The 12,111-nt window shown below is 68.8% G+C and carries 11 protein-coding genes; 8 read left to right on the plus strand and 3 right to left on the minus strand.

Translation table 11 applies throughout. From position 1 onward, the window contains the following. Positions 1 to 91 precede the first annotated feature (91 nt). Positions 92 to 1,006: a DMT family transporter gene (locus tag ABAZ39_RS03685; protein WP_038526813.1), complete on the minus strand. Its 915-nt coding sequence runs from the start codon at positions 1,004 to 1,006 to the stop codon at positions 92 to 94. Between the two features lie 185 nt (positions 1,007 to 1,191). Between ABAZ39_RS03685 and ABAZ39_RS03690 the strand changes: the two genes are divergently transcribed. From ABAZ39_RS03690 to ABAZ39_RS03710, 5 genes are all read left to right on the plus strand, one after another. After that, positions 1,192 to 2,064, plus strand: a complete 873-nt coding sequence (locus tag ABAZ39_RS03690) for an N-formylglutamate amidohydrolase (RefSeq protein WP_051657783.1) — start codon at positions 1,192 to 1,194, stop codon at positions 2,062 to 2,064. A gap of 6 nt (positions 2,065 to 2,070) precedes the next feature. Further along, positions 2,071 to 3,201 (plus strand): carboxylate-amine ligase, encoded by a 1,131-nt coding sequence (locus tag ABAZ39_RS03695; RefSeq protein WP_038526819.1) that lies wholly within the window; start codon positions 2,071 to 2,073, stop codon positions 3,199 to 3,201. A gap of 186 nt (positions 3,202 to 3,387) precedes the next feature. Further along, positions 3,388 to 4,698 carry an O-acetylhomoserine aminocarboxypropyltransferase gene (locus ABAZ39_RS03700; protein ID WP_038526822.1) on the plus strand — a complete coding sequence of 437 codons (1,311 nt, stop codon included), beginning with the start codon at positions 3,388 to 3,390 and terminating at the stop codon, positions 4,696 to 4,698. A 10-nt stretch (positions 4,699 to 4,708) separates the two neighbouring features. Next, on the plus strand, positions 4,709 to 5,506 hold the full coding sequence (locus ABAZ39_RS03705) for an alpha/beta fold hydrolase (RefSeq protein WP_038526824.1): 798 nt from the start codon (positions 4,709 to 4,711) through the stop codon (positions 5,504 to 5,506). Between the two features lie 98 nt (positions 5,507 to 5,604). Then, on the plus strand, positions 5,605 to 7,491 hold the full coding sequence (locus ABAZ39_RS03710; RefSeq protein WP_257722218.1) for a PAS domain-containing sensor histidine kinase: 1,887 nt from the start codon (positions 5,605 to 5,607) through the stop codon (positions 7,489 to 7,491). 84 nt (positions 7,492 to 7,575) lie between these two features. Here ABAZ39_RS03710 and ABAZ39_RS03715 read toward each other — a convergent pair whose 3' ends face one another. Beyond that, a complete protein-coding gene (locus ABAZ39_RS03715) occupies positions 7,576 to 8,037 on the minus strand; it encodes an Hsp20 family protein (protein WP_038526830.1) in 462 nt (153 codons plus the stop codon). 279 nt (positions 8,038 to 8,316) lie between these two features. Here ABAZ39_RS03715 and ABAZ39_RS03720 point away from each other — a divergent pair, with 279 nt between their 5' ends. Beyond that, positions 8,317 to 8,724 carry a DUF1465 family protein gene (locus ABAZ39_RS03720; RefSeq protein WP_038526833.1) on the plus strand — a complete coding sequence of 136 codons (408 nt, stop codon included), beginning with the start codon at positions 8,317 to 8,319 and terminating at the stop codon, positions 8,722 to 8,724. An 83-nt stretch (positions 8,725 to 8,807) separates the two neighbouring features. Here ABAZ39_RS03720 and rpmE read toward each other — a convergent pair whose 3' ends face one another. Further along, a complete protein-coding gene (rpmE, locus tag ABAZ39_RS03725; RefSeq protein ID WP_014241009.1) occupies positions 8,808 to 9,032 on the minus strand; it encodes a 50S ribosomal protein L31 in 225 nt (74 codons plus the stop codon). A 378-nt stretch (positions 9,033 to 9,410) separates the two neighbouring features. On the opposite strand from rpmE, the gene ABAZ39_RS03730 reads away from it, so the two are divergent. Further along, positions 9,411 to 11,213, plus strand: coding sequence for an ABC transporter transmembrane domain-containing protein (locus ABAZ39_RS03730; RefSeq protein ID WP_038530648.1), 1,803 nt, complete (start codon positions 9,411 to 9,413; stop codon positions 11,211 to 11,213). A gap of 77 nt (positions 11,214 to 11,290) precedes the next feature. Next, positions 11,291 to 12,103: a DUF2243 domain-containing protein gene (locus tag ABAZ39_RS03735; protein ID WP_038526836.1), complete on the plus strand. Its 813-nt coding sequence runs from the start codon at positions 11,291 to 11,293 to the stop codon at positions 12,101 to 12,103. The last annotated feature ends 8 nt before the right edge of the window (positions 12,104 to 12,111 follow it).

Consider the following 12,111-nt stretch of genomic DNA (forward strand, 5'->3'; position numbering starts at 1 on the left):
CAGCAATCGGTGATAGGTCGTACCCGAGTCGGGCAAATCACGTCAACTCGCATCCGGACGGCGGCGTATGGTCTGCGTCTGCCGCAGCGCTTCATCGGCTCCCGCGCCGCGCCACCAGGATTCCCGCCAGCACCACGGTGCCGCCGACCGCCTGGAACGCGCCGAGCGGCTCGGCGAGCAGCGCCCAGGCCAGCACCGCCGCCGCGGCCGGCTGGAGCAGCAGGCTGACGGAGGAGAAGGCGGCGGGCAGATGGGCCAGCGCGTAGGCGATCAGGCTCTGGCCGCCGGCATGGCTGACCAGGGCGAGCCCCAGCAGCACGCCCCAGCCGCCGAGCGAGCCGGCGATCAGGCTCTCCCCCGACAGCAGGGCGATGGGCAGCAGGGCGAGGCCGGTGACCACACCGCTCCAGGTCATGATGGTGGCGGTGGAGAACTCCGCCCGCAGACGGCCGACCATCAGGAAGTAGCCGCTGTAGAACACCGCGGTCAGCAGCCCCAGAGCGTCGCCGAACAGATGGTCGGGGCTCAGCTGAAGGCTTTGCCCCATCAGGATGATGGCGCCGCACAGCGCCAGCGCCAGCCCGGTGAGGAAGGTCCGGCTGAACCGCTCCTTGAACACCAGCCAGGACACCAGCGTCACGAAGATCGGCGCGAAGTTGGCGAGCAGCGTGGAGTTGGCGACGGAGGTGTAGCGGATCGACCAGTGCCAGATGGCGAGGTCGCCCGCGAAGAACAGTCCGGCGGCGCTCAGCCGGGCGTAGTCGGTGAGCGACGACGGTTTGCGGGAACGCGCGCCGCCCTTCGGCTCCATGGCCATCCAGACCCACAGGGCGGGGATGGCGAAGGCCAGCCGCCAGAAGGCGGTGGCGCTTGGTCCCAGTTCGGACAGGCGCACGAAGATCGGGGCGAAGGCGATGCCCAACGCTCCGGTGAGAAGGGCGATCAGCGCGATCCGCTGCGCGGAGTCGACGCGCGCGACGGGGGCGAGGGTGCTGGCGTCCGGCATGGCGTCCGTTATAACGGACGCAACCTGCAGGCGCCATGTTCCCCCACCGCATGGCACGTCTGCGGAAGACCCGGATTGTGGGACATTGCCGCGACGACGGGATCATCCCGGCGTCCCGACCGTTGCCCTCGGACCAACCGGCGGGAACTTCCGCTGCGACCGAGACCCTGCAATACTGTGCCACCATGACGCAGCGATCCCCCTGCAAACCCGCCGAACACCCCCGACCGGTGACCCTGCCGTCGCCGCCGCGCGCCGCGCCGGCCCCACCGCTGCTGGGTCCCGACGATCCGCCGCCGGTGACCGTGCTGCGCCCGGAGTCGGACAGTCCGGTGCTCCTGCTGTGCGACCACGCCTCGCGCGCCATTCCGAAGGCTCTGGGGACGCTGGGGCTGGACGAGGCGAATCTGTGCCGGCACATCGCCTACGACATCGGCGCGGCGGAGGTGACGCGGCGGCTGTCGGAGCGCTTCGGCGCGACGGCGGTGCTGTCCGGCTATTCCCGGCTGGTGATCGACCCGAATCGCGCGCTGGACGATCCCACGGCGATCCCGGTGGTCAGCGACGACGTGGTGATCCCCGGCAACCGTGCTCTGGACCGGGCCGAGGAGGAGCGCCGCATCGACGCCATCTTCCGGCCCTATCACGAGGCCGTCGCCGCCGAGGTCGCCCGGCGGCGCGAGCGCGGGCAGGTGCCGGTGCTGCTGTCGATCCACAGCTTTACGCCCGCCATGCGCGGTGTCGCCCGGCCCTGGCACGTCGGCATCCTGTGGGACCACGACCCGCGCATCCCGATTCCGATGATCGCGCGGCTGCGCGCCGATGGGCGCTGGTGCGTCGGCGACAACGAACCCTATTCGGGCCGAACGACCCTGGGCGGCACGGTGGAAAGCCACGCGACTCCCGCCGGGCTGCCCAACGTCCTGGTCGAGGTCCGCCAGGACCTGATCGCCACGCCGGAGGGGGCGGCGCTGTGGGCGGCGGTGCTGGGCGACGCGCTGGAGCCGATCCTGGCCGACCCCGGCCTCTACGAAATCAAACTGTTCCCGCGGGAGTGAGCGTTCATGGAGCCGGCCTTCACGCTGGGGCTTGAGGAAGAGTATCTGTTGGTCGACCGCAGCTCGCGGGACATCACGCGCAACCCGCCGGACGAGATGCTGGAGGCCTGCCAGGAGCAGGCGCCGGGCCAGATCCATCCGGAATTCCTGCGCTGTCAGATCGAGGTCGGCACGCCGGTCTGCTCCGACCTGAAGGAGGCGCGGGCGGAACTGGCGCGGCTGCGCGCGACGGTGGCCGGGGTGGCGCGCGCCCACAATCTCGCGCCCATCGCCGCCTCTACCCATCCCTTCGCCGCGTGGGAACCGCAAAAGCACACCAACCGCGACCGCTACAACATGCTGGCCCGCGACCTGGGCGCACCGGCGCGGCGCCTGATGATCTGCGGCATGCACGTTCATGTCGGGATCGAGGACGACGACCTGCGCATCGACCTGATGAATCAGGTCCGTTACTTCCTGCCGCATCTGCTGGCGCTGTCCACCTCCTCGCCCTTCTGGCGGGGGCAGGACATGCAGCGGAAGTCCTACCGGCTGGCGGTGTGGAACGAACTGCCGCGCACCGGCATGCCCGACAGCTTCCAGAGCTTCGGCGAGTACCAGCAGCAGGTGAACGTGCTGGTCAACGCCGGGATCATCGAGGACGCGAGCAAGCTGTGGTGGGACATCCGCCCGTCCCAGCGCTTCCCGACGCTGGAGATGCGGATCACCGACGTCTGCACCCGGCTGGACGACGCGGTGACGGTGGCGGCGCTGTTCCGCTGCCTGCTGCGGATGCTGTGGCGGCTGCGGCTGACGAACGTGACGTGGCGGCCCTACAAGAACCTGCTGATCGGCGAGAATCGCTGGCGCGCCCAGCGCTACGGCCTCGACGAGGGGCTGGTCGATTTCGGGCGCGGCACCATCGTTCCCTACGCCGACCTGATGGAGGAGCTGATCGAGCTGACCCGTGAGGACGCGGAGCGATTCGATTGCGTGGCGGAGGTTGCCAACGCCCGTGACATCATTCGGCGCGGCACCAGCGCCCACCGTCAGGTGGCCATCTACCGCGAGGCGCTGGAGCAGGGCGCCACCGGCTGGGAGGCCCTGGCCCAGGTGGTCGATTGGCTGGCCGAGGAGACGATGGTCGGAGTGGAGTGATTTGCACTGAAGAGTTGCTTCGAAATCCATGGCAACTTTCGGAAAGCCACTACTTGACCTTTGCGTCATCCAGCCATACCCTCCCCGCAAATCAGCTCACCGAGTTGAGCAGGGCAGGCAAAAAAACGAAGCAGCAGAGGGCCGCTCGCACCACGGGCGGCCCTTACCTTTTTCAGGGGGAAGGGAATGGCCGACGCCAAGTTCCTCAAGTTCGACACGCTGAGCCTGCACGCCGGCCAGCGGCCCGACCCGGCCACCGGGGCGCGGGCGGTGCCGATCTATCAGTCCACGTCCTACGTCTTCGACGACACCGACCACGCCGCCTCGCTATTCAATCTGGAGCGGCCGGGGCACATCTATTCCCGCATCTCCAACCCCACGGTGGCAGTGCTGGAGGAGCGGCTGGCGGCTCTGGACGGGGGTGTCGGCGCGGTCTGCACGGCCAGCGGCCAAGCGGCGCTGACGCTCGCCATCATGACGCTGATGGACGCGGGCGGGCACATCGTCGCCTCCTCCTCCATCTACGGCGGCAGCCGCAACCTGCTGGCCTACACGCTGCCGCGATTCGGCATCACCACGACCTTCGTGAATCCGCGCGACCTCGACGGCTTCCGTGCGGCCATCCGGCCGGAGACGCGGCTGCTGTTCGGCGAGGTGCTGGGCAATCCGGGGCTGGAGGTGCTCGACATCCCCCACCTGTCGGCCATCGCGCATGAGGCCGGTCTGCCGCTGATGGTCGATGCGACCTTCGTCACGCCCTATCTGTGCAAGCCGCTGAGTTTCGGCGCCGATCTGGTCATGCATTCCTGCACCAAGTGGCTGGCCGGGCACGGCGTCGCCATCGGCGGGGTGGTGATCGACGGCGGCACCTTCGACTGGGAGGCGTCCGGCAAGTTCCCGACCCTGACCGAACCCTACGCCGGCTATCACGGCATCGATTTCGCGGAGGAGTACGGGCCTGCGGCCTTCGTCATGCGCGCCCGCGCCGAGGGGCTGCGCGACTTCGGCGCCTGCATGAGCCCGATGAACGCCTTCCAGATCCTCCAGGGGGTGGAAACCTTGCCGCTGCGCATGAAGGGCCACATCCACAACACCCGCAAGGTGCTGGGCTTCCTCGAATCGGAGGCCTACGCGGAGAACGGCACCGTCGCCTGGGTCACCCATCCCGAACTGCCCGACCATCCCGACCACCGGCTGCGCGCCCAGCTCCTGCCGCACGGTGCCGGCTCGATCATCTCCTTCGGGATCAAGGGCGGGCGGGCGGCCGGGCGGCGCTTCATCGAGAAGCTGGCGCTGTTCTCCCACCTCGCCAACGTCGGCGACGCCAAGTCGCTGGTCATCCATCCCGCCAGCACCACCCACGCCCAGCTCGACGCCGAGGCGCTCGCCGCCGCCGGGGTGGGGGAGGACATGATCCGCCTGTCCATCGGGCTGGAGGATTGCGACGACCTGATCGACGATCTGCGCCAGGCGCTGCGCGCCGCGACGAAGGCGTGAGGAGGCTGCCATGGACCTGACCGTCAACGGCCACGCCGTCTACGCTCACACCGGCGGACGGCCCTTCGACCCGACGCTGCCGGTGATCGTGCTGATCCACGGCGCCGGCATGGACCACACGGTGTGGAGCCTGCAAAGCCGCCACCTCGCCCATCATGGGCGGTCGGTCCTGGCGGTGGACCTACCGGGCCATGGCCGTTCCGGCGGGGCGCCGCTGCCCTCCATCGAGGCGTTGGCGGATTGGATCGTGGCGCTGCTGGACGCGGCGGGTGTGGCGAAGGCCGCGCTCGCCGGTCATTCCATGGGCGCTCTGGTGGCCCTGGAAACCGCGGCGCGGCACGGCGACCGCGTCGAATCGCTGGCCCTGCTGGGGGTGGCGGAGACGATGCCGGTCCATCCCGACCTGCTCGCCGCCGCGGCGCTGAACGACCCGTCCGCCATCGAGCTGGTCATCGGCTGGGGGCACGGGCCGCGCGGGCATGTCGGCGGCGCCGCGGCGCCCGGACTGTCGCTGCTCCCCGGCGGGCGGCGGCTGATGCAGCGGGCGCGGCCCGGTGTGCTGGGCGTCGATCTGGGCGCCTGCAACGCCTATGTCCGCGGCGGCGAGGCGGCGGCGGCGGTGTCCTGCCCGGCGCTGTTCCTGCTGGGCGGAGTCGACCGTATGACCCCGGCGAAATCCGGCAAGGCGCTTGCCGCCAAAGTGAGTGGTTCTGAAGTCATTCTGCTGTCTGGCATAGGCCATATGGTTATGACGGAAGCACCAAACGCAACCACAGATGCTTTCGCCGCGCGGTTTTCTGCGCGCTGAAGCGGCTATTTCTTAGACCATTACAATGGCGTCATGAATCGTTAACGGATTCGCGTCTTACTAATCTGCATCGGAGTGGCGGTGCGGAATGGTGAGCGGTGCGGAGTCTTGAGCGGTATGTTCATGCTTTGATGGCGAACGCCGGCGATTTCGTCGCCGTGGTGTCGCCGGACGGTCGATTCGCCGATGTGGGAGCCGCGTCTCTGCGCGTGCTTGGCATTCCGCCGGAAGCGCTTCGGGGGACGTTCGCGCTGGAGTGCGTGCACCCGGACGACCGCGCGGAGGCTGCCCGGCGCCTGTCCCACGACAAGCCCTCCGGCGAGGCCGAAGGTCCCTTCGCCTGCCGGCTGCGCCACGCGGCGGGTGGATGGCGGCACATAGAGGCGATGGCGCAGAACCGGCTGGACGATCCCGACGTTCGGGGAATCGTTCTCAACGCCCGGGACGTGACCGACCGGGTGGAGGCCGAACAGCGGCTGCGGGCAAGCGAAGCGCTCTACCAGACGCTGGCCCGCTCCGCCCCGGTCGGCATTTTCCAGACGGATCGCGACGGCGGCATCGTTTCCGCCAACCCGCGCTTCGCCGCCATCGCCGGGTTGCCGCCCGACGCCCCGCATGGTCATGGCTGGCGCGCGGCGCTGCATCCGGATGACCGCCCGCGATTGGAGGCGGACTGGGGGGAGGCAGCGGTGTCGGGGCAACCGATTCTGCTGAATGTGCGGTTCTGCGGAGCCGATGGCGCGGTCACCTTCGCCTTGTGCCAGGGCTCGCCGCTGACCGACGCGGACGGGTGGGTGCAGGGCTGGGTCGGCACGTTGACCGACATGACCGAGTATGTGCGAACCGTCGACGCGCTGCTGATGGCGGAGGCCCGGACCAACGCCATCGTCGACGCCGCAGCCGACGCCATCGTCACCATGGACGGGGAGGGGATCGTCCACAGCTTCAACCCGGCGGCGGAGGCGATGTTCGGCATTCCGGCCGCCGACATGCTGTGGAGCCGGATCGACCGGCTGATCCCGGACATCGGCGCGCTGCTGCAGGATGGTGGGTTGGCCGTCTACCAGCCGGGCGGCGAGGCCCACGGTGCCGGGGCCGTGCGGGAGGCCGTGGCGGTGCGTGGCGGTGATGGCGACGGCTTTCCCATCGAACTGTCGGTGAGCGCGGTCGAGACGGGAGGGCGCCGCGTCTTCACCGGCATCATCCGCGACATCACCGCGCGCAAGCGGAGCGAAAGCGACCTGATCGCCGCGAAGGAGGCCGCCGAATCGGCGGATCGCGCCAAGTCGACCTTCCTCCAGGTCATGAGCCACGAATTGCGGACCCCGCTGAACGCGGTCATCGGCTTCGCCCAGGTGATCGAAATGCGGCTGCTCGGCGCGGCGGAGGTGGACCGCTACATCGACTATGCCGGCTCGATCCGCCAGTCGGGCGAGCATCTGCTGGCGATCATCGACGACATCCTGGACATCACGACCATCGAGGCCGGCGGGCTGCGGTTGAACGAAACCCCCGTCGATCCGTCCGCCCTGGTGGGGGAGGCGCTGACTCTCGTCGCCATCCAGTCGGGCAAACGCGGCGTGCCGATCCACCTCGATCTTGAGGACGGCTTGCCGACGGTGACCGGCGACGCGTTGCGCTTGCGGCAGGTGCTGGTGAACCTGCTGTCGAACGCCGTCAAATTCTCCAATCCGGGCGAACCCGCCCTCATCCGTGCCCGTCGCGGGGGGGATGGCGGGCTGGAGTTGGCGGTGACGGACACCGGGATCGGCATCGCGGCGGAGGATCTGCCGAAGGCTATGACCCCCTTCGTCCAGGTCGACCAGTCGATGGCGCGGCGCTACGAGGGGATGGGGCTTGGCCTGTCCATCTCGAAACGGCTGGTCGAGGCGCATGGCGGCAGGCTGCGCATCGACAGCGCGCCGGGGCAGGGGACCACGGTGACGGTGGCCTTGCCGCCGGGCCGGGTCATGGCCGGCGGATGACGGAGATGGCGAGACCTTCCTGCGGACGCAAAAACGGCGCCCCGGTTTCCCCGGAGCGCCGTGCCGACGTGTGGAAGTTTCCGGTTACGCGGCCTGCTGGGTCAGCGCGGGCTTCGCCGTACCGTTGGTGCCGATCTGAATGGTCCGCGGCTTCATCGTCTCCGGCACCTCGCGCACCAGATCGATGTGGAGCAGCCCGTTCAGCAGATTGGCGTTGCCCACCTTGATGAAGTCGGCAAGCTGAAAGCGGCGCTCGAAAGCGCGGCCGGCAATACCCCGGTAGAGGAATTGGCCGGTCTCCTGTTCCTTCTTAGCTTTTCCTGTGACCACCAGAGAGTTCTGCTGAGCGGTGATCTCCAGGTCTTCCGGGCCAAAGCCGGCGACGGCCATGGTGATCCGGTAAGCGTCGTCGCCCGTCTTCTCGATGTTGTAGGGCGGGTAGGACGCGGCGGCCTCGTCGCCGGTCATCGCGTTCTCCAGGAGACGCGAGAGGCGGTCGAACCCGACGGTCGAACGGAACAGGGGCGAAAGGTCGTAGGAGCGCATGACATATCCTCCAGATGAGCGATACAGCGATCGGAGACCACGATCATCGTCGGTCTCCCGGCTTGCGGTTCCGGCGAACCCCAACTGGGCGTCCGCCGACACCGCGACAGATAAGCGAGCGACTTGCCTGTTCAAGAGGGTGCTTTTTGAAAATCGCCGGGCCGCGCCACCCCCGCCCACAGGGCGGACGGCGGGGGTCCATAACCACTCATCGATTGTTAATCAGTTGCGGCGAGGCTCGGAATCGGGCCATCCGGCCGCGGGAGGGGTACGGCCGTGATGGAAACACCGACCTTCTTCAACGGGACTTATGACGAGACGATGGCGCTGCTGATCGAGGCGCGCAATTACATCGCCTATCATGACGCCGCCAGCCATCGGGCGCTGCCGCCCCATGTCCGGCTGCAGATCTCGTACGAATCCATGCGGGTGACCAGCCGCCTGACCCAGGTCATGGCCTGGCTTCTGGCGCAGAAGGCCGTCCACGCCGGGGAGATGACCCGCGAGCAGGCGGCGAGCGATGACTTCGCCCTGTCGGGCGGAGACATCTGCACCGACCCCTCCGGCCCCGACAACGAGCAGCTTCCGGAGGGCCTGCGCAGCCTTCTGGAGCGCAGCCACCGGCTCTACATGCGCGTCGCCCGCCTGGACGAGCGCGCCCGCGACGCGGTGGCTCTGGCCGGCTGACGGCCGGCTTTCTCAAAAGCCGCAAACGCGAAAAGGGCGTCCGGCGGACCGGACGCCCCATTTCGTTTTGCGGACGAAGAAGATTACTTCTTCAGGCCGAAGCTCGCGAAGCGCTTGTTGAACTTGGCGATCTGGCCGCCCGTGTCCAGCAGCTTCTGCACGCCGGTCCAAGCCGGGTGCGACTTCGGGTCGATGTCGAGGCGCAGCGTATCGCCCGGCTTGCCCATCGTGGAGCGGGTCTTGAACGTGCTGCCGTCGGTCATCACCACGTTGATCTCGTGGTAGTCGGGATGGATATCAGTCTTCATGGCCGGGGTTCCTGCAAAGCGAGCGCGGTCTATAGCAAAGCATGCGGCATGATGCAACCGCGTTCCTGCGCTGGAATGGCGGGTGTTCCCCAACGACCGCCGCCTCGGCATGCCGCGGCATCCTTCACCACAAAGACGCGGATGCACGGAGAGTTGGAGCGCTTCTGGAACGGGGGGCCGCCGGCCGGATCGCCGTGTCTTGGTGCCTGCGCGGTTTGATCCGGCGGCCACACCATACCTTGTTCATAGGCCTCCCCCTTGCTATATGCCGAGTTTGCCCCCGTGCACATCTGCACATCGTCCTGCCGCCCGTCCTGCTGCTGGGGAGCCTCGGTGTCCCGTCATTCGTCAAAGTCCAATCCGGTCACGCCCGATCCGGTGTCCGAAGGGTTGCCCATCGCAGCAACACGCCGCCGCAACCTGTCGCCGCTGCGCCGGCTGTTTCCTTTCCTGTGGCCGTACCGTCTGCAAATCCTGGGCGCCATGCTGGCCCTGACCGTGGCCGCCGGGACCGTTCTGGGGCTGGGGCAGGGGATGCGCGTCCTGGTGGACCAGGGCTTCGTCGCGGGTGATTCGGCGCTGCTCGACCGGGCGCTGCTGGTGCTGCTGGTGGTCATCGTGCTGATGGCCGCCTCGACCTTCGGACGCTTCTATCTGGTGAGCTGGATCGGCGAGCGGGTGGTGGCCGACATCCGCCGCGCCGTCTACAGCCATGTGGTGAAGCTCTCCCCCGGCTTCTTCGAGACCACCAAGACCGGCGAGATCCTGACGCGCCTGACCACCGACACCGAGGTGCTTCAGGTCGTGGTCGGCTCCTCCGTCTCGATCGCGCTGCGCAACACGCTGATGTTCGTGGGCGGCACGGCGATGCTGCTGGTGACCTCGCCGAAGCTGGCCGGGCTGGTGTTTCTGGGCGTGCCGGTGGTCATTCTGCCGATCATCATCCTGGGGCGGCGGGTGCGCGCCCTGTCGCGGGCCAGCCAGGACAAGATCGCCGACCTCGGCTCCTTCGTCGAGGAGACGCTGGGCGCCATCCGCACGATGCAGGCCTACACGCACGAGACCATCGACCGCAGCCTGTTCGGCGCGCGGGTGGAGGACGCCTTTGCCACCGCCCGGCGGCGGGTGACGGTGCGCGCGATCATGACGATGATCGTCATCGTGCTGGTGTTCGGGTCGGTCGGGCTGATCCTGTGGATCGGCGGGCACGACGTGCTGGCCGGCCGGCTGACGGTGGGGCAACTCTCGGCCTTCGTCATCTATTCGGTGGTCGTCGCCGGCTCCGTCGGAGCGATCAGCGAAGTCGCCGGCGAACTCCAGCGCGCCGCCGGCGCCACGGAGCGGCTGTTCGACCTGCTGGACACCGAGCCGGAAATCCGCGCCCCGGCCAACCCGCGCGCGCTGCCGGAGCCGGCGCAAGGCGCGCTGTCCTTCCGCGACGTGCGCTTCCATTACCCGTCGCGCCCGGATTGGGCGGCGCTGAAGGACTTCTCCCTGGAGATCGAGCCGGGGGAAACAGTGGCCCTGGTCGGCCCGTCGGGCTCCGGCAAATCCACGGTGTTCCAGCTTCTGCTGCGCTTCTACGACCCGCAGGACGGAGCGGTCAAACTGGACGGGGTGGATGTCCGCGACGCCGACCCGGTGGAGGTGCGGCGGCGGCTCGGCCTCGTGGCGCAGGACCCCGTGGTCTTCTCCGCCAACGCCTGGGAGAACATCCGCTACGGGCGTCCGGACGCCAGCGACGCGGAGGTGCTCGCCGCCGCCGAGGCCGCCCACGCGCTGGAGTTCCTGCAGGCATTGCCGGAAGGGCTGGACACTTTCCTGGGCGAGAAGGGCGTGCGCCTCTCCGGCGGCCAGCGCCAGCGCCTGTCCATCGCGCGGGCCATCCTGCGCGACCCGCCGGTGCTGCTTCTCGACGAGGCGACCAGCGCGCTCGACGCGGAGAGCGAGCGCATGGTGCAGGACGCGCTGGACAAGCTGATGACCCGGCGCACCACGATTATCATCGCCCACCGCTTGGCGACGGTTCTGAACGCCGACCGGATCGTGGTGATGGAGCAGGGGCGCGTCGTCGCCACCGGGCGTCACGCCGAGCTGGTCCGCGAGGGCGGCCTCTACGCCCGCCTTGCGGCGCTCCAGTTCGACCGCGCGGCGGACGAGGCTGGGCTGGTCGGGGGCTGAGGAGTCCTCCACCGTTTGGGTGCGGGGGCCGGGCGCGAGGGCCGGAACCCGTCCGCGCCCGTGGCGGTTATCGGGCTATGTCTCCAGACGCGGTGCATCCTCCTTCACCGGCACGGGCCACGGCTGGGTTTCCCTGGGCGGGGTACCTGCTGGGCTTCGCGCTGGGCGGTTTCTTCGACGGAATCCTGCTGCATCAGGTGCTGCAGTGGCATCATCTGCTGTCGGCCGTCGAATCCTCCGCCGTGCAGGACATCCGCGTCCAGATCCTGGCGGACGGCCTGTTCCACGCCGCGATGTACGTCGTCGCGGCGGTCGGCCTGTGGCTGCTGTGGCGGAGCCGGCGCCGCTTCGCCGAACCGGGGGCGGACCGTCTCCTGTTCGCCAACGCGCTGATCGGCTTCGGCGTCTGGCACATCCTCGACGGCGTCCTGTCCCATTGGATTCTCGGCATCCACCGCATCCGCATGGACTCGGCGAACCCGCTGCTCTGGGACCTGCTGTGGTTCGTCGTCTTCGGCGTTGCCGTCGCCGCGGCGGGCTGGCGGCTGCGGCGTGGCGGGGGAGGAGGCAGCGGTGGCCGCGCTGCGCCCGTCATCCTGACGCCCGTCGTCCTGACACTGGTGGTCCTGATCGCCGGGCCGGTCGCCGCTCTGCCGCCGCCGGGCGTGACGACGGTGATGGTGCTGTTCAAACCCGACACGACGGCACTGGACGTCTTCGCCGCCGTGGCGGCGGTGGACGGGCGGACGGTCTGGCAGGATCCCTCCGGACAGCTTTGGGCCATCGACCTGGGCGAGGCCGGCAGCCCGACGGCGCTGTACCGGCACGGCGCCCTGCTGGTCAGCAACACGCTGCTGCCGACCGGCTGCCTCGACTGGTTCCGGACCTGACGCGCCGC

Source organism: Azospirillum argentinense (assembly GCF_000632475.1).
GTDB lineage: Bacteria > Pseudomonadota > Alphaproteobacteria > Azospirillales > Azospirillaceae > Azospirillum > Azospirillum baldaniorum.